The sequence below is a fragment of the Paenibacillus sp. VCA1 genome (genome assembly GCF_031583795.1).
In the GTDB taxonomy this organism is placed as follows: Bacteria; Bacillota; Bacilli; order Paenibacillales; family Paenibacillaceae; genus Paenibacillus_AQ; species Paenibacillus_AQ albilobatus.
In genome coordinates this window covers 127414-146047 of record NZ_JAVLSX010000001.1, presented here as the reverse complement: position 1 = coordinate 146047, position 18634 = coordinate 127414, and the positions used below count along the sequence as shown (strand labels likewise).

15 protein-coding genes and 2 riboswitches are annotated in these 18634 nt (G+C 53.5%); of the genes, 3 read left to right on the top strand and 12 right to left on the bottom strand.

Going from position 1 to position 18634, the window contains the following annotated elements; genetic code table 11:
* Window positions 1-188: 188 nt before the first annotated feature.
* Window positions 189-953 carry an SDR family oxidoreductase gene (locus RJP21_RS00645; protein WP_310857651.1) on the bottom strand — a complete coding sequence of 255 codons (765 nt, stop codon included), beginning with the start codon at window positions 951-953 and terminating at the stop codon, window positions 189-191.
* A 123-nt stretch (window positions 954-1076) separates the two neighbouring features.
* Window positions 1077-1889 carry a MerR family transcriptional regulator gene (locus tag RJP21_RS00640; RefSeq protein WP_310858103.1) on the bottom strand — a complete coding sequence of 271 codons (813 nt, stop codon included), beginning with the start codon at window positions 1887-1889 and terminating at the stop codon, window positions 1077-1079.
* A gap of 296 nt (window positions 1890-2185) precedes the next feature.
* On the opposite strand from RJP21_RS00640, the gene RJP21_RS00635 reads away from it, so the two are divergent.
* Together RJP21_RS00635 and RJP21_RS00630 are read left to right on the top strand one after the other, a co-directional pair.
* A complete protein-coding gene (locus RJP21_RS00635) occupies window positions 2186-3217 on the top strand; it encodes an ROK family protein (RefSeq protein WP_310857650.1) in 1032 nt (343 codons plus the stop codon).
* A 62-nt stretch (window positions 3218-3279) separates the two neighbouring features.
* Window positions 3280-3870 (top strand): sugar O-acetyltransferase, encoded by a 591-nt coding sequence (locus RJP21_RS00630; protein ID WP_310857649.1) that lies wholly within the window; start codon window positions 3280-3282, stop codon window positions 3868-3870.
* Between the two features lie 112 nt (window positions 3871-3982).
* On the opposite strand, the gene vanT is transcribed toward RJP21_RS00630, so the two are convergent.
* From vanT to RJP21_RS00580, 10 genes are all read right to left on the bottom strand, one after another.
* Entirely contained in the window at window positions 3983-5179 is a 1197-nt protein-coding gene (gene vanT / locus RJP21_RS00625) for a serine racemase VanT catalytic subunit (RefSeq protein WP_310857648.1), read from the bottom strand.
* Window positions 5176-6039 (bottom strand): D-alanyl-D-alanine carboxypeptidase family protein, encoded by an 864-nt coding sequence (locus RJP21_RS00620; RefSeq protein ID WP_310857647.1) that lies wholly within the window; start codon window positions 6037-6039, stop codon window positions 5176-5178. The genes vanT and RJP21_RS00620 overlap by 4 nt, the downstream gene beginning before the upstream one ends.
* On the bottom strand, window positions 6036-7106 hold the full coding sequence (gene vanG, locus RJP21_RS00615; protein WP_310858102.1) for a D-alanine--D-serine ligase VanG: 1071 nt from the start codon (window positions 7104-7106) through the stop codon (window positions 6036-6038). Before vanG ends, RJP21_RS00620 begins: the two co-directional genes overlap by 4 nt.
* A 178-nt stretch (window positions 7107-7284) precedes the next feature.
* A complete protein-coding gene (locus RJP21_RS00610; RefSeq protein ID WP_310857646.1) occupies window positions 7285-8424 on the bottom strand; it encodes a glycoside hydrolase family 88 protein in 1140 nt (379 codons plus the stop codon).
* 49 nt (window positions 8425-8473) lie between these two features.
* Entirely contained in the window at window positions 8474-10261 is a 1788-nt protein-coding gene (locus RJP21_RS00605) for a heparinase II/III family protein (RefSeq protein WP_310857645.1), read from the bottom strand.
* A gap of 16 nt (window positions 10262-10277) precedes the next feature.
* On the bottom strand, window positions 10278-11873 hold the full coding sequence (locus RJP21_RS00600) for an AraC family transcriptional regulator (protein ID WP_160039596.1): 1596 nt from the start codon (window positions 11871-11873) through the stop codon (window positions 10278-10280).
* Entirely contained in the window at window positions 11848-13668 is a 1821-nt protein-coding gene (locus tag RJP21_RS00595) for a cache domain-containing sensor histidine kinase (RefSeq protein WP_310857644.1), read from the bottom strand. Before RJP21_RS00595 ends, RJP21_RS00600 begins: the two co-directional genes overlap by 26 nt.
* Before the next feature lie 67 nt (window positions 13669-13735).
* A complete protein-coding gene (locus RJP21_RS00590; protein WP_310857643.1) occupies window positions 13736-15133 on the bottom strand; it encodes an ABC transporter substrate-binding protein in 1398 nt (465 codons plus the stop codon).
* Between the two features lie 236 nt (window positions 15134-15369).
* Complete coding sequence (locus RJP21_RS00585) at window positions 15370-16209, bottom strand: carbohydrate ABC transporter permease (protein ID WP_310857642.1); 840 nt, start codon at window positions 16207-16209, stop codon at window positions 15370-15372.
* Window positions 16210-16224: 15 nt separating this feature from the next.
* The gene (locus RJP21_RS00580; RefSeq protein ID WP_397386163.1) at window positions 16225-17151 is read right to left on the bottom strand and encodes a carbohydrate ABC transporter permease; all 927 of its coding nucleotides are present in this window, start codon (window positions 17149-17151) and stop codon (window positions 16225-16227) included.
* Between the two features lie 489 nt (window positions 17152-17640).
* Window positions 17641-17727, top strand: a riboswitch (cyclic di-GMP riboswitch).
* A 103-nt stretch (window positions 17728-17830) separates the two neighbouring features.
* A riboswitch (cyclic di-GMP riboswitch) is annotated at window positions 17831-17920 on the top strand.
* Window positions 17921-17969: 49 nt separating this feature from the next.
* Here RJP21_RS00580 and RJP21_RS00575 point away from each other — a divergent pair.
* On the top strand, window positions 17970-18623 hold the full coding sequence (locus RJP21_RS00575) for an anthrax toxin lethal factor-related metalloendopeptidase (protein ID WP_160039604.1): 654 nt from the start codon (window positions 17970-17972) through the stop codon (window positions 18621-18623).
* The last annotated feature ends 11 nt before the right edge of the window (window positions 18624-18634 follow it).

Sequence of the window (18634 nt, the reverse complement as noted above, 5' to 3'; positions counted from 1 at the left end):
CTGTTCGAGGTATGGGACTCATATAGCGGGGCCTTCGCTGCCCGTTCATGCCGACATCAAGCGATGCAAAGCTGCCTTTCAAAGAAGCGGCCAACGAAAAAGCAAAATCCGATTCCGCGTTTAGTCAACGAAGGAATCGGATTTTTGTTTTACTTATAGGGATTATGGGCTCCGAAAAAAACGCTGGATCATAAATGGGATCCACCCGTAGCATCGATCATCTGCCCCGTAACCCATCTCCCGTCGAAAGATGCGAGGAACGCAACAACGTCGGCAATATCCGACGGTTCCCCAATTCGCCCCAGTGCGGATATTTCCGTAGCATACCGTTGTCCTTCGGGAGTATACAGCCAGGATGCGTTAACATCCGTATCGACGATACCGGGAAGAACCGCATTTACTGTTATGCCTCGCGGACCAAGCTGCTTTGCAAGTTGAAAGGTGAACGTATTGATCGCTCCCTTGGTAAGGTTATAAGCCATCAATTCCGGCATGGCAATTTTAGTCACTCCAGAGGATATATTAATGATCCGTCCTTCATCACGCAGACGGGACAACGATTTCTGCACGAGAAAAAACGGGGCTTTGACATTTACGGCAAATAGTTCGTCAAAAGATTCTTCCGTTGTTTCTTCAAGATTTTTTGAGGTACCGATTCCGGCATTGTTGACCAAAATATCAAAATGATGACTGCCTGTTCGCTCTACAAGCTGCTCGTCTAACGATTGAATCAATTCTTCAACACCTAGAGCGGAGTTCAGGTTTGCGCCCAGAGCAAATGCTTGCCCCCCGTTTGCTTCAATGGTGCTAACCACTTCCTCCGCTGCAGCAAAACGATTGCCGTAATGGACCGCAACCAAAGCCCCTTCTTCTGCCAGCCGCAGCGCGATTCCCCTGCCAATGCCCCGACTTCCTCCGGTTACCAATGCCACTTTTCCTTCCAAACGTTTCATTTGTACCCCCCTTATAGTTTGATTAATGACACTCTATACCCTCCACCATAGGGGAGAGTCAACACGTCCAAAAAAAAATCTTCCATCATTCCTTTCGCACGGAACGATGAAAGACTCGGCTTTTTATATTTTTTCAATCGGAATGAGCAATTCAGCCCTCCGGAGCTTCCCATACAGATCTTGATCTGCCGTCAAATAAATTTCCCGGATCGGTTCGGCTTCGTTTGGCCGATATCCGTTTGACGATATCCATGCTGCAAGTTCAGTTAAACCCGAGCAGGAAGAATGATACGGGTCACACCAGTGAACCAGCGAGGCAGCTTGTTTTAATTCCGGCCAAAAGTGGACGTTCACTCTGTCACTGCCCGGAATATGCTTTGCAACGGGTAAAGCGACCTCTACATCGATCAAATCCTCTTCGAAATCGTTGCTGTGCCATTGAACGGTTAAAGAGCGGTTGTCATCCTCCCGATGCTCACGCGCATATTGTTTAATTTCATCCAATAGGAGACATAAGTGCGAGCGCGGGATCGTATCACGAATGGATGCGACAAGCTGGGATTTTACGTTTCGAATGACGATCGGGACTGTTGATGGTTGTTCGTCTAAGTCTTTAATACGCTCTAGCCCCGAATTGATCTCCTTCAACCGGCTTTGTGCTTCCTCGATGAATTGCTGCAGTTCCAGCTGCTTGGCAATCAAAGATTTTTTTACTTCGGCCGGCGATACATCCTCAACCAATAACGACTTAATCTCTTCCAGAGTAAAACCCCGGTTCTTTAAATCGATGATTCGTTGTATGACTAACAGTTGTTCCGCTGAATAATATCGATAGCCGGAATCTTCATCGATCGTGTCCGGTGTTAACAAGCCCCGCTGATCGTAATATCGTAATGTTTTGACAGAAACCCGGCTTAATTTAGAAAATGTACCGATCTTAAAAATCTTAAACTCTCCCCTTTCTTAGGTCGTTTACTTCACTAAAATTTTTATTTCCTGAAAGTGGAATGAGGTGACCGCTTGTATTCAAGTTATGTTCATTACTTCGATCTTTGGTTCAGTAAACCCTCTAACCAATCATTCGTCCCCTTTCGCAGAGCAACGTTTCTAACCTGATCGAATCCGATGCTCCTGTCATTGGAAATAAAGGTAGACAAAAAGGTTGAAAACAATTAAGTTAATACTTATTAAAAGTATTATAAAAAGGCGGATCGGGGTGATTTCTCTAACTCATGAGTCCTATTCCCAACAATACGACGCGAGTCAAAAAAATGAACCGGGAGCTGGTGCGCCAGGCTCTTAAAACGATGAAACAGGGCACGAAAGCCATGGTGGCACAGGCTACGGGTTTAAGCGTCGCCACCTGCGGCAGCATTCTGAATGAGCTTTTGGACGCCGGGGAACTGCTGGAGCTGGATATGGAGGAATCAAGCGGCGGCCGTCCGGCCAGGGTATACCGGTATAATATGAACTTCTCTTATATTGCCTGCATCATCATCAAAGCCGGAGTGAACACGCACTCGCTCACGTTTACGGTAGCCAACCTGGCCGGGGAACCCGTGGAAGAAGGATACCTGGAATCCAGACGGGTGGACGCTGCAGTGATTGAACAGCTGATTGATCAGCTCATCACTAAATATCCGCACATCCGGGCGGTTGGCATCGGCGTTCCGGGTGCCGTACATAAGGGAGTCATCAATCTCGGCGACATTCCGGAGCTCGTTCAGGTCCCGCTGGAGGCCCTCATTCGCGAGAAACATGGGGTCGAGGTCATCGTCGAGAACGACATGAATTCAACCGTGTACGGATTTTATCAAAAGCAGGAATACGATGAAGAAAAGTCCGTTGCCGTTGCCACTTTTATCGAAGGTTATTTTCCGGGGGCCGGCTTGATGGTGGACGGGCATATTCACCGGGGGAACACCCGGTTCGCGGGGGAGATCTCCTTTTTGCCGTTTGGCATCACCCGCGAGGAGCAGCTGCGGCGGCTGCACGACCGCAAGACATTTCATCCGCTGGCAGCACATACGGTTTCGAGTCTGATCGCAGTGATGAACCCGGCGACGGTAGCTTTAACGGGAAGTTTGGTACAGCCCGCTGATTTGGAGCCGATCCGGCAGGAATGTTTGAAATATATCCCGGAAATGCACATGCCTCAGCTGACGCTGCTGGAGCATCCGGACGAAGACTACATGTATGGGTTAATCACCATGACGTTGGAAAGCCTCTCCTATTCGTTAAAGCTGGTGGAGAAACGGAGGTAGGGCGGAGTCGGAGACGTGGGCAAATATTTCGCATCATGACAAGAGAGGAATGGATGGATAACATGAAGACGGAAAAACAAAAGATGCTGGACGGCGAACTGTACATCGCTGCAGACCCCGAATTGACGCGCGACCGGGAATATGCCAGAAAAATGGCACGATTGTATAACCAGTCGACGGAAACGGAAACGGAACGGCGGGTACAAATCCTTAAGGAGCTGCTCGGATCGACGGGGGAAAACCTGAGCATGGAACCGAACATCCGATTTGACTACGGGTACAATATTCACGTCGGAGAAAACTTCTATGCAAACTTTGACTGTACCATCCTGGATGTATGCGAGGTGCGCATCGGGGACAATTGCATGTTCGGACCCGGCGTTCACGTCTATACCGCTACGCATCCGGTGGATCCTTATGAAAGAATCAAAGGGCCCGAGTACGGCAAACCGGTCACGATTGGAAACAATGTATGGATCGGCGGAAGAGCCGTCATTAATCCGGGCGTAACGATCGGCAATAACGTCGTCGTGGCTTCCGGAGCCGTGGTCACGAAAGATGTTCCGGACAACACGATCGTCGGCGGCAACCCGGCAAAAGCGATTAAAAAGATCCATGCCACAGGCGTGAATTCTTTAGCCCTTAATCCATAGCCGGAAAATATACAGACATGCAAACAAAACGGACCTTTCCCCAAGCCGCATGCGGCAAGGAAAGATCCGTTTTGTTCATAGCGAACCCTAAAATGAATTAGATTTAGTGCATTCAATCGTATCTATATACCCTTTCGATTCTGCTGCCCAGGCGGCTTAAAATCTCGTTCGCCACCGTGCCGCACCGTGCGGCGATTTGGCCGGCCGTGATCTTCTCCGCCCCGTCTTGTCCGATCAGCGTGACCGCATCCCCCTGCCGGACCCCCTCGATGGAGGTGACGTTCACCGTCAGCTGGTCCATGCAAATGCTGCCGACGATGCGCGCCCGCTGCCCTCGTATAAGCACATAACCGCCATGTTCGGAGAGCGACCTCGGAATCCCGTCGGCGTAGCCGATGGACACGGTGGCGATCCGGATGTCCTGGGAAGGAATGAAGTTCCGCCCGTATCCGACAGGATCGCCGGCTTTCACCTCTTTCACCTGCGTTACGACGGCTTTCAAGGAAAGGACGGGCCGCAAATCGGCCTTCGTCCGCACCTCGTCCCCCTCGCGGCTTAGCAGTCCGTACAACGCGATGCCGGGACGAACCAGATCGCAGCACACCTCCGGGTAATTCAAGATGCCGTAGCTGCTCTGGATATGCACAAGACCCGGATCGATTCCCGCCTCCCTCAGCTGTCCGATCACCAGTTCAAAGCGGCTCAGCTGCTGCTGCGTAAAACGGGTCTCGGCCTGCCCCAAGCTGTCCGACATGGATAAATGGCTGAACGTGCCCGTTACGTGCAGGTGCGAAAACCGGTAACATGCCATCATCGAATCCAGCTCCGGAAAAGGCACGCCCAAACGGTTCATGCCGGTATCGATTTTGACGTGCACGTTCAGCTTTGCTCCATACGCATTCAGCGCCTCGCCGTATTCCCTGCTGACCACGGTTTGGGTCAGGCGGTAGCGGGCAAGTTCGGGGGCGCGCTCCGGAGACGTATAACCCAAAATGAGAATGTCGCCGCGTATCCCGTGCTTGCGCAAGGCGATCCCCTCCCCGATCTCGGCGACGGCAAAATGGGCAACGCCTGCCCGGCTCAGCTCCCGCGCGGATTCAATGCTTCCGTGGCCGTAAGCATTTGCCTTGACGACGGCCATGATCCGGGATTTGGAGGGAAGCACCCGCTGCAATTCAGCCGCGTTATGACTTAGATTGGACAGATTAACCTCCGCCCATGCCCGATCCCCTAGCCTTGCAGCTTCCTTTTTTCTCGCCATCGGCAAGAGCAGCATGAGCAGCCGGTCCATGTAAGCCGAGGTCTTCATCGGATGGCCTGCTCCATCCCGGAAACGAGGCTTGTTCCATGTCCCGCTTCGGATGCGCCGCTTGAACCCTGGCATCCATGATAGATCGTGACGACGCATCCGTTGACGTTGTTGCCTGAGATCTCCACCCGGACGCCCGGCTCCGTGCGGATGGCGATCTCTTTGTCTTCCTCCCCGATCTCCACAACATACATTTCGATCAGATGATTTTTGTATTTCTTGAACAAATGCGGCCCTTCGGGCGTAAACTGCCGCATGTATTCGGTATACTCCTCAAGGCACATGCCGTATTGCTCCATGATGACCGCATGCGGTATGCCGACATAACGGAAATGCCAAGGCTCGCAGGCGATGTGGGTCAAATGTTCTTTTCCTTCCTGGTAGCGCTGGATGAAGCCATGCTCCGCCGCCCTCCGGCGGAACTCCTTATACACGCCGTGGTCCGGAAACGACGGACAGATGTAGTCCACTCCCGCGTTCAGCTCTCCGACATCGACAGCCAGACCTGTCTGATGTTCGCTTTCCCCCGGCCGCGCAACATAACTGGCCGTGAAAATCGGCCCGTTTTCGACGTAAGACCGGTCATAAATGCGCTGCTGCTCCATGCGCGTCCGATAACCGCTGACAATGCCGATCCGCTCTTTGCCTCCGCATGCCGCGAGCAAGGCATCCAGCTGCCGCAGGCATGTCCGTTCGAGCCGCATCTGCTTTTCTTCCGTGCTGGCCAGCGGTATATCCTGAACCGGCTCCAAATAACCGGAATGGATCGGCTGCCGCAGCGGGTGCTCCCTGTTTATCAGCGCCAAAGGCCCGCGGCGGACCATTTTCGGTTGCAGACGAATCAATTGCTTCACCATCATGCTCTTGCCTCCTTGGATAACGCAAGCTGAATCAGCCGGTCCATCAGCTCCGGATATGCGATATGGCTTGCGCGCATCATATTCGGGTATCGGCTGGCCGACGTAAATCCCGGCATGGTGTTGACCTCGTTAAACACGATGCGGCCGTCGGGGCAGACAAACATGTCCACCCGGGCCAGTCCTGTGCAGCCCAATGTGCGGTAAATGAGCTTAGCCGCCTCCCTGATTCTTGCCGCCGTATCCCCTGAAATTCTCGCAGGGAGATGGATCGTGGAGGTGGCGAGGGAATATTTTTCGTCATAATCGAAAAACTCGCCCTGAAGCTCGATTTCGTCGATTTCGGCAATCATCGGATCCGTGTTCCCGAGAACGGCGCAGCCGACCTCGAAACCGGAAACGTTTTGTTCGACGACGACCTTGTTGTCATGCAAAAAGGCTGACCGGATGCCTCCCATCAGCTCCAGCTTGTCGTAAGCTTTGACGATGCCGAAGGACGAGCCGGAACGTGCAGGCTTTACGTATAGCGGAAATCCGAGCTCCTCGGCTTCCTTAACCGCGCTGTATAGATCATCTTCGGCGTAGACGACGATCGATGGGGCCGTATTCACCCCTGCCATCCTCACGAGCTTGCTTGTGATCGACTTGTCCATACATACCGCGGAGGACAACGTATCGCAGCCGACAAAAGGAATGCCGGACAACTCAAGCAGCCCCTGCACCGTGCCGTCTTCGCCGTTTTTGCCATGCAGCACCGGAAACACGACATCCACCGGCGTCACACGGTATTCCGTGCCAACCAGCTCTACTAGGCCAGAAATGTCCCGGCTCGGCGGCAAAAACGCCGGAATGCAGCTGGGATGCTCCTGCCAGCGATCCTCGCGGATATTATCCGTGCCGCCGCCATAGCGGAACCAAGCCCCTTCTCTCGTTATTCCTACCAAAACCAAATCGTATTGATCCTTGTCCAAATGATCGATCACCGAAGCCGCAGACTGCAGCGATACGCCGTATTCCGTGGAACAGCCGCCAAACAGCACCGCGACCGTCGTTTTCTGCGTCAATTGCATCATGTTCTCCCCCGTTCATTCATTCTGGACATCAAGCCGTACGCCCTTCGCCCGTTTATGATGTTTTTATTGTAGGGGGACGAAATTAAGCGTTTCGAAACGAAAAATAAACGTTGGTAAAGGAAAGCTTAAGAAATATAAAGAAAGGGAGCCGGCTCGAATCACCGCTCCCGTAAGCTTATTTCTCCCAATAAAAAGGCCCTTTGTTTCTAAGGCGCGCCAGCCCCTCCACGTAAAAATAATCGCCGTAGATCAGCGGCACGCCGACGTTCTGTCCCTGCGGCAGGTTGCCCGTGCCGTGTAAAATCATTCCTTCTTCCTCCGGGTCATCCCACGTTCCGTAGTTCCGGAAGAGTGACTCCAACATCCGGACGGCCGGCTTTCGGTACACAGGCGCCTCCATCCCGCCCGACAGATCAGCCAGCAGCAGCATTCCGCTGGCCGCGCAGGCACCGGCGGAAGAATCCCTCGGCACATCCTCGCCCGTAGGAGCGCGGAAATCCCAATGCGGCACGCCGTCCTCCGGCAGCCTGGCAAGAAAAAACTGCGCCGCCTTCTGTGCCGCGTGCAGGTAAGCCGCTTTGCCGGTATGATGGTAAGCAAGCGCCAAACCGTAAATCGCCCAGGCGTTGCCGCGGGACCAGGCTGAATTGGCATCGTATCCCTGCCCGCCGATCCCCTCTATAAACGCGCCCGTATCCGGATCGAACCGCACGATATGGTAAATGGAACCGTCCGGGCGGATAAAATGCTCCAGCACCGTGTCCATATGCGCTTCAGCGATATGGCGGTAACGCGGGTCTCCCGTCGCGTTGGAAGCCCAGAACAGCAGCGGCACGTTCATCGCGCAGTCGATGATCGCATATCCGCGGTTATCCTCGCCTTCAAACCACGGATTCCATGCCCGAATGAAGCGGCCTTTCAGGTTGAAGCGCGCCGCCAGGTAGTTCGCCGCTTTCAGCGCACGGATTTTGGAGATGTCCTTGCCCGTCAGCTTATGCGAAGCGACGCTGGTCAGCGTCCACATAAAGCCGAGGTCGTGGTCGAGCCGCGTGAATCCGTCCAGCACTTCGTCAAGCCGATCCTCGCACGCCTCGGCAATCTCCTTGAATTGATCGTCTCCGCCGCCGTTGTACAGGAGCCAAAGCAGCCCCGGCCAGAAGCCGGCCGTCCACCAATAGGGCTGCTCCCGGGTATATTTGCCGCGATGGCTTGCATGCGGAAATGCCGCCCCGATCCGGCCTGCGTTCAACCGGGTTTTGTCCAGCGCCTTCGCCCACGCTTCCTCCAGCCAATCCGGCGTTTTCTCCACTCCCATGTTCATCCCCCAATCCGTTTTGGTTTCACAGAATGACGCCCTCAAAAACTCATCTAAACTGAAAAACAAACGCAAGCCGCTGGTTCCGTTCCGGCTGCAGCACATGAAAATCGATGCTGTACCACGTCTCATATCCCCCAAAATGGTTTGCGAAGCTGCGCTCGGCGACCTCCACCCGGTATAAACCGTGATCAAAGCTGATCCTTAACGAGCGCCTGCCCGCTCCCTTCAGCGTCACGCTGCCGTCCTCGTGAACCTGCGGCTTGATCTGCGTCACGAAGCGTTCCGTAATCGATTCCGGCGGAACCGTAAAACGGAATTCGTCCACCAGCTTCAAGCAGGGCAGATCTCCTTTATCCCACGCCAAATGGCGTTCGAGCGACGCAAGGCCCTGATCCGGGTAAGCCCGGGAAATGTCCATACACAGCCGGTCCTGATCCGGGTTCGCCGCTGCTTCCAGAACAACCGCAACTCTTTCCGCGCCCGGCGCCTGGCAGCTTCCGTTAACAATGGGAACCGAGTGCCCCTGCGAACCGTTGCAATCATACGTATATCGCTCATCCCCGAAATAACCCTTGCGGTATTCCCCTGCGCCAAGATCGCATAAAAAGGCCGTCTCCTCCGCGACCAGCATAAAATGCCCGAGATCGTTATGATTATGCGGCTCGTCGTTGCTCCCGCCTTTGGCGGCAAAGCCGAAGGCGCAGCTGCCGCTCCGATGCCTTGCCACAAGCCACTTCGCATCAGGCAAAAAGAAGCTGCCGCCCTCCCAATCGCCTGCGCCGATCCCGCCCCGTGTCCACAGCAGATTGCGCAGCGCCGGAGCCAAGCGGCTGCAGTGGTCTTCCGTATACGGCGCACGGAGCTTCGCCGGCGGCGGCGTCACGCCGGGAAACCGCTCCGCCAGTTTGTGCGACAGCCCCATATGTACGTAGCTTTGCGCATGGGAATCGGAAAAGTTCGCGACCCGGTCTCCGCACAGGAAGCATTTTTGCTGGAACTCGGCGATTCGCTCCACCTTCTCGAGGGAGAACCAGTTCATCCTTCCCCGGCTTCTTGTCAGCAGCAAATCCGCATAATACACGAAATAACCAAATCCGTATTTCCAATACCCGATCCCTTCCAGGCATGCCCCGTCTTCGCCAAAGCCGGACAAATAATGCTCCATGCTTTGCTCCGTCCGGGCCAAAATATCCGCGAGCCTTCGGGCATCCTCCTCCAGCAGTAGCGCAGCCGCCCCTACCGAACCGGCGCAGACCGCCGACCAGTTATGGATGGCCGTTTCCCAAGCGTACGGACCGTGCTCGAGAAAAGGCGTCAGCACCCGCCCCTCCACCTCGCGCCGGATTCGATCCTGCACGAGCTGCGGGAGCTGCTGTCGCAATAGAACGAAAATTTCGGATAGCGCAAACCCGGTTTCCGCCGCAAACAGGTCGATCTCGTTGTCTGCCAGACGGTCGGGCAGGTGAGCCGGAATACACCAGGTGTACTCATCGCATATGGCCCACAGAATATCCAAGAGGGGGGCTACATATGTCTCCGGGGACCGGAGTGACAGAAGCGCGAACGTGTTCAGCCTCCGGCGCCGTTCGAAATAAGCCCGCTCATACTCCAGCCGCGAGCCCGTCTTCGCGTACAAATCGAACAGCGCATAGGTCAGCTCCGGCGTTCGGGCCTGCAGCAGACGCACCCCTTCCGCCTCGATCTCATCCCATTGTTCCCGCAGCCAATTCGCTCCGGAAAGATAACTCCGCACATCGGCGGCGTTCGGAATTTGGACGTACAGCCGCTCATCGACAGGCGCCATGTTTTCTACGATTCCCCGTAAATCCGTCACTTTCGTGCCCCCTTATTCATCCGCGGTATCCGATCGGCGTCTGCCCCGTATGCAATTTGAACGTTTTGATAAAATAGCTTTGATTGTCATACCCCAGCTGCTCGCAGATATCGCCGACGGTGAAACGGGTTCCGTCCAGCAGCTCTTTCGCCCGTTCCATCTTTTGTTTCGTTACGTATTCGATAAACGTAAGCCCGGTTTCCTTCTTGAACAACCGGCTGAAATAGCTCGGATTCAGGTGCAGATGCTCCGCCACTTCATCCAAGGTGATCCTGCTGCCGAGCCTCAGCGCCACGTATTTGCAGGCCTCGGTCACTTCCGGCCGTACGGATCCGGCCTGGGCACCGGCAAGGGATTCCAAATGCCCGATCAACCAGCCGCGAAGATCATGAAGGGAATCAAGGTCGGCTGCTTCTTTATGCAGCATGTCCGCGGTGTTGGACGGCGTCAGATGGGGAATCGCATGCAGCTTCAGCTTCACGTCGAGCAGGAGCTTCAGCGTCCAGTCTTTGACGGTCTCGGCAGGATATTTCTCCCGGCGGATCCGTTCCATCCACCCGTCGACCAGCTTGCGGAACTGCTCCGAATTTTTTCGCAAAAGCGCGTCCCGAAACCCGGAACAGGCCTCATCATAATAAGCGAACAAATGGTTGTCATGGGGTTTCTCCGCTGTCCGGGCTTTCTTCGCGATCTCGCCCCGTTCCAGGTAAAAACGCTGTTCCCGGCCTTCCAGCAGTTCGTTCAGCTCCTGCTTCAGTTCTGCGGGACCGGGGCTGCAGCCGCCGCAAATAAAAGACATCGAAATCTTCAAGACGCGCATGACAGTCTCCCGAATCATCCGCAGGCAAGCCGCAGCTTCATCATGAATATTCACCTTCAAACCAGGCCGGTACGAAAACAGCAGCAGCGAAGTGCGAACGTCATAGCTTACATGCAGGCCGGAAAGCGGACCGTCCCGCAGCATTTCGTTCATGACGTTGCCGATCGCAAATTGCAGCGTCTGGTCCGAGGCAAACCGGTATTTCACCTGCCGGTAATCCTCCACGAAGCCGATGACGGGCAAACACGACTCCCCTTGCTTGAACAAGCCGTATTCCTCCGTTTCCCGCCGCCATTTTTCCGGAGCAAGCAGCGGCTGATGAATGAGATTTTTGAAACATCGCTCCTTGCGCAGTTCCCGGGTTTCGTCCATGAGATGCTTCAGCCGCGAATGCTCCCAGCCCGCCCGGCGTTCGCCGTCCATCATCTGCTTGAAGCGGTTCATCAGCCGGTTTAGCTCCTGCGGATCCAATACGTCTTTGATCAAATAATCCTGCACGTTCAGGCGCACCGCTTGCTGCGCATATTGGAACTCGCTGTGGCAGGACAAAATGACGACCTTCAGTTCCGGTTTGATTTCCTTGATTCTGGCGATGAGCTCCAGTCCGTTCATGCGGGGCATGCCGATGTCGGTAATCAGCACGTCCGGAGGCTGCTTCCGCGCTACCTCCCATGCCTCTTCCCCGTTCTCATAGGCTCCCGACAGCGTAAAACCGTGTCCATCCCAATCAATCGTCTCGGACAGCAGCTCGATGACGGGGTAATCGTCATCCACCAGCATGGCTTGATACATCCCGGAATCCCTCCCTAAACGGTATATGCATTTCTATGACCGTGCCTCTGCCAAGGCTGCTGAACACGTCGGCCCGAAAAGCTTCCCCGAAAAGCAGCCGCATCCGTTCCGCCACGTTTTCGAGGCCGATCCCGGAAAAATTGCCGCTGGTTTCCCGATCCGACGCCGTCTCCCGGTTCCGCAGCTTGCCCTGGAGGCGGATGCGCTCGGCTTCCGTCATGCCTTGGCCGTTATCCTCGATCGACAGCTTGACGAATCCCGCTTCGGCCTTGGCCCGGACGGCAATTTCTCCGTTTTTCTGCATCAGCCCGTGAATGATCGCGTTTTCCACGATCGGCTGCAACACGAAACGCGGGACTTTGATTAGAAAAGCTTCGGGGTCCATGTCCGTCACAAGCTTGACTTCCGCCTTTTGCCTCATGTTCATTAGCGCCACATAATGAGAGACGAGATCGATTTCTTCATGCAGGGAGATTTCGTCCTCATGGCGGCTGATCGTCATCCGCAGCAGGATGGACAACGATCCGATCATTTTGGCGCTTTCCGGGTCGCCGCGCCGCATGACGTTCATCCGGATCGAATTGAGCACGTTAAACAGAAAATGCGGATTGATTTGGGCTTGGAGCATTTTCAGCTCGGCCCTTCTTTTTCGCGCCTGCGTCTCCGATATTTCGTTGATCATGTCCTTGACGCGGTCCAGCATTTGGTCGAACAGAAGCCCAAGGCGCCCGATTTCGTCATTGCCGCGCACGCCGGAACGCACGAGCAGATTGCCCCGCTGTACCGCCGAGGTCACCTTCCCGAGCCGGACGAGCGGTTTCGTAAACGCCCGGATCAGCGCAACGAACAGCAATGTGAATGCCACAAATGAAATCAACTGAAAGAGAAATACTCTGTTAAAAATCGAACTAATGTCGACGATGGCGTCCTGATAAGGCTGAACAAGCACCAGCCTCCAGCCCGTAAACAGCACGTTCCGCTGGGAGACAAGATGCTTTTGCCCGCCGATCGTCCGGATCGACGTCGATTTCCGGCTGCCGTCCCCATCGGCGTACGGGAACACGGTCCCCACCTGTTTGGGATCGGTGCTGGAGATAATGACGTCATTCCCATCCAGAAGCAGCACTCTCTGATCGGCGGACAAGTCGCCATAGATTTGATGCAGCTGGTCTTCCATCATCGTCACCACGACGTATCCGTAAATCTCCGTGCCGTCAAGGCGCAGCGTCCGGGCCACGGAAATTTGATACGGATGGTCGAATTTGTCGTAGTTGTACGCGGTTGGCTCCGGGCCGATCCAATAGGATTCCACGCCGTTCAGTTCCTTCAAGCGCTCAAACCAGGGCGCTTTTAATATGTTTAAGGGATTGTAATCGCTTACGGAATAATTCATGAAATAGGACCCGTTCGACAGAAGGACCGTCACATAGCTTTTTTCCCCGGCAGCCGTCAAGCTGTCGAGCTGTTCCAGCACCCGGTTCCATTCCGTAAACTTCTCGTATTCGGTGCCTTCGTCGTTTCCGGAAGCGACCAGCTTGAAATACGATTTGAGCCCGGAATTGATTTGAATGTAGTTGGCGATGTTCAGCATGCTCTTCAGGCGGTTGCTCACGGAGCCGTGTACCAGCATCAGCGAATCCTCCACGTTGGCGATGGCCTGCTTTTTGACGGCTTGCTGCGTCAGCGAGTTGTAGATCAAAAGCGTCAGCGATGCCGGAACGAGGACGCAAACGACCATCGCCAATATCAGCTTGCGGCGGATCGACACCGGCGCCAGTCCCCGGATGAGTTTCATCAAGGCGCTCCCCCCAAATATGCAAAAGCGGGGGCGGGAAAGCGCCCCCTTTTCGGGTTATTATATCTTATTTTTTGTTGGAGTCGATGATTTTTTGGACCCGTTCCTGCGCGCTTTTCACGGTCGCGTCGATGTCCTGCTTGCCGAGGATCAGCTTTTCGTATTCTTCGTTGATCGCCTTGTACACTTCGCTTTGATAGGTTGCCGGAGGAATGATGGCCGAAGCCTTGGACGCGATCAGCGTATCTACCAACGCTTTTTTGTCGACCTTTTCCGGATTTTTCGTGCCGGACAGAATCGTGTCGATGATGCCCGCCACCTGGTCATTGGTCACCTTGCTCCATGCCGGAATGTTTTTCCCCTGCACGACTTGTCCTTCCGTCGTATACCAGCGGACGAATTTGTAGGCTTCCTCTTTATGCTTCGATTTGGCCGCCACCGCGACATAGTCCGTCGTCACGGGTGTCAGACCCTTTTCGTCCCCGGGGTTGTTTTTCGGAAAAGGCGCCACGGTGACGTTGAAGTTGAGCGGTACCTTTTCGGTGCCGCCAAGCTCCGTGTTCATCCAGCTGCCGATCAGCAGCATGCTTGCCGATTGATTAAAAAACTGCGTCCGGTAAGCCAGCTTCTGCGAAATCATGTCGGTATAAGGCACCGAGGACTGGTCTTCTTTTTCCATTTTTACGCGCAGCTCCAGCGTTGCCTTGAAGTTGGGATCGTCCAGGTTGGAGGTGCCGTCGGCCTTCAAAAACTCGGAGTTTTGCGGCTGGTTCTCCATTTTCAGCTTCAAAAATTCCATCCAGCCTCCGCCCTGAGGTCCGTGGAAGTAAGTGCCGTAACGTTTTTGGGCCCCTTCGCCTTTGGTCAGCTTTTTGGCGTAGTCCGCAAAATCGTCCCAAGTCCAATCGGTCGGAACGGCAAGTCCGGCTTCATCCAAATGGTCTTTGTTCAGGATGACGTACCATGGATTGAATTTACCGGGCAGAGCGTATACTTTGTCGCCCAAGTGAGTGTCGACCTTATAGTCCTCTTCCACCTTGAATCCGTCTTTGGCAATGTAGTCGTCGAGCGGTTCCGCCATGCCGAGGGCCACACGCTGGGCGTAACCGGCCGCGTCGCTGAACATGAGGATGTCCATCTGGGCCGAAGAGGCGGCTTCCAGATCCAGCTTTTTCATCGCTTCCTGCGTGTCGCCTTTTTCGCTCAGCTGCACCAGCTCGATCTTCACGCCCGGGTTCTTTTCTTCGTAAGCCTGCAGCGTTTTGTTCCAGTTATACGCTTCTTCCGTGCCGTACGTATAGAGACGGAGATTCACCTTGTCGGTCCCTTCCGTCTTCTCTCCCGCCGCCTTTTGATCCGGTTCGGTCCCGGTTTCCGCCGTATTCGAACCGCCTCCTCCGCAGCCTGCAAGCAGTCCAAGCAGCAGCATGCCGGAAACGGCTCCGGCCCACACTTTTTTTCTCATGCCAGATAACCCTCCTTTATGGTCAGGATTTTGCAAAACTCCACCTGGTCGTCCCGGGGTGCAATCATACTCGGTCTCAACCGACTCGGATCCGCTGTGATCTTGCCCCAAGCCGCTTCGTGAATTTTTGCAAATCCTTTGGTGCAGCGCTTTCATATACCTTTATTATAAATTCGGCTTTTTTCCGGTAATGGAATTATATTGACCGGTTTTTCAACTATTTTGACTTTTTGGCCCTATCCTTTGACCCCGCCCAGAGCGATACCCGCAATGACGTTTTTCTGGCCGATGATAAACACGATCAGCAACGGCAAAATCGCCGAAACGGCCGCCGCCATGATCAAGGAGTAAAATTCTCCGCTCAAGGACGTAAATTTTTGCATCGCCAGCGGCAAAGTGAACAGCTTGTCGGTCCGGAGGAAAATAAGCGGATTCTGATAGTCGTTCCACGTCCAGATGAACCGCAAGATCGCGTAGGTCGCCACTGCCGGCTTCACGAGCGGAAGGGCGATCGACCGGAAAATGCGCGCATGCCCGGCGCCGTCCATTTTGGCCGACTCGATGTAGTCCTGATGCAGACCCATAAAAAACTGCCGCAGCATAAAAGTGCCGAGCACGCTGAAACTGCCGAGGATGATCATCCCGATATGGCTGTCGAACAGCCCGATATTGCGGTACAAAATAAACTGCGGAATGAGAATCGCCTGACCCGGGATCATGTAGGTCACAAGCACGATCATAAACAGCCAGGAGCTTGCCGCAAATTGGATTTTGGAAAAACCGTAAGCGGCCAATGCTGAGATCGTACATGAGGTGAGCGTGGTGAGCACGCTGATTTTGATGGAATTCCAGTAATACAGGTAAAACGGATAATCGCCGAACCAGACCTCCTTATAATTGGCGACGGCATTCCATTGCCTCGGAATCCACTGGATCGGATAAGTGAAAACGTCCGTCTCCATTTTGAAGGAAGTGACAAGCATCCAGACGAAAGGCAGAAGAAACAGGATGCTTCCCGCAAACATAAGCACGGTGACGACGGCTCGGCTCCACGGAAACTCGCGAGATATTGGCATAACCTTTCTCCTTCCCTAGTAATTGACCCATTTTTTCTGGACGGCCCATTGGCCGAGCGTAATCAGCAGCACGAAAGCGAACAACACGCCGGCGATGGAAGAGGCATAGCCGACCTTCAAATTAATAAAAGCCGTGTCGTACAAATACCACACCATCATCGTCGTCGACCCGATCGGACCGCCTTGCGTCATCACCGCGATAATGTCGAACACTTTGAACGTCGAGATGATGCCCGTCACCAGCAAAAAAAACGAGGTCGAAGAAAGGAGCGGAAACGTGATCCTACGGAACTTCGTCCAGCCGTTCGCGCCGTCGATATCCGCGGCTTCGTACAAATCCTTCGGGATCGACTGCAGCCCGGCGATGTAAATGATCATGTTAAATCCGATCGAAATCCAAACCGAAATCATCATGATCGAAATGAGGGCGTAGTTCGGGTCGGCGATCCACTGGGGCGGATTCGCGATGCCGATCGATTTCAGCAGCTCATTGATCGGCCCGTAGGAAGGCTGGAACAGCACCTGCCATACGACTGCGACCGCAACGGTCATCGAAATGTAGGGAACAAAATAAGCAACCTTAAAATATCCCTTAAAATACACATAGCGGTCGATGAGTATGGCCAAAACCATGGAAATCAGCATATAAACGGGCACCGTCAGCAGAAAAACGAAGTTGTTCAGCACCGACTTTTTGAACATATCGTCCTGCAGCAGGCTTTTGAAATTATCCAGACCAACCCACCGAATCCCGTCCCAGCCCTGCACGAAATTCCAATCGGCAAATCCGAGGACCAACGTCGCGATGATCGGGATCAGCACCATAACGGTGACGCCGATCAGCATCGGGCTGACGAATAAAAAGCCGGAAATCGTTTCACTGCGCCGCAGCGTGCGTAATTTGCGTCCCCGGACGGAAAGAGGCCTTGGGTCCGCAAGTATTTCCCTCGTTTGATCCAATGCTTTACACCTCGCATTCCTGATAGATTCAACTTTTTCCTTGTACATCAAGTATAAAAAAACACCGCCCTTCACTTTGACGGTATTTTGATCAGATTCGCTCCGATTTTGACTTTTCTTAAATGAGGATTTTGCAAAAATCCAAGGACGACTATCAATCAGCAATAAATAGAGCGAAACGGTTTGGTTCGTTTATAAATTGTACCCGAGAGCGGCCGGAATCGAATTGTGCAAAATCCTGAAATGAAAAAGGGATGACCCCGGCAACCGAAGCGAAGAAGAATGTTTTCACACAACCTCCCGATGCTCCATAATAAGCGCTAAGCCGCCATATTTCGCCACGCAAGCCTGGGAAAAAGAGGCTAATCGCTCTTATGATCCATAGTTCTAGCGAATTAGACTTTTTTCTTGACTATTAAATCAGGCGGATTTAATATATTGGTAGATTATAGATTTATGAACCATCCAAAAAAATGATAAAGGCAAACCCATTGAAAAATGGGGACGCAAAGCTACAGGGGCTAACGCGATTCTTCGCCATGCCAGCCAGTTACCGACATAAGACAGCGTCATTTACGGTGCACTCAGCCCTTCTTATTTCGGTAAGAAGGGCTTTTTGGCGCTTGATGACGCCCAGGCAGATACATATGTTCAACTCCGTATTGAAAAAAGGCAAACCCATTGAAAAATGGGGGCGCAAAGCTTTAGGAGCTAACGCGATTTACCGTCGCCATGCTAGCCAGCTACCAATATCTAGCCTCGTATCCTCGCGGATCGCAGGCTATGGAGGAATGTTCGGGATGAAATGGACAAAGCAAATACTCGCTCTGCTTATTATTTTCACATTGGCGGGCGCGTTCCTAAAAACCGAGGCCGCCTATGCGCAAGAATCGGTCGTAAACCAGCTGGTCGTTCTTCCAACGGGCAATTATAATTCGAAAGAAGCCAAGGCCATGATGGGCCGTCTGGAAAGAATTCCTGCATCCGTTCTCAAAGCATTAAACGATAAAGGGGTCAAAATCATTCTGACGAACGACGCCATCACGAACGTACCCGAGCTCAGCTATTTGAAAGGGAAAACCCCCAGAGGTTGGGAAGGAACGGGGTTAACCTGGGATGACGTGCCTGGCGTCAGCGAGAAAAACGTTGTCGTCCGGATCGGTTACAGCAAAAAAGGCGAAGGACATAACTCGTTTAATCTCGAAATCCATGAAACGATGCATGCCGTGGACCGTTTCGTTTTTGGCAACGCCAGCCAAAGCCAGGAATTTAAAAATATATTTAATCAAGAAGCCGCTGCCGAATACGGCAACGACGGCTACTTTTCGGCTTATTCCGAAGAATACTTTGCGGAAGCGGCCAGCATGTATGTATATAACGAAACCATGCGCAGCGAGCTGAAAGCAAACGCGCCGTTAACCTATCAATATTTGGACAAGCTGTTTAATCAATAAAGCAAAAGACC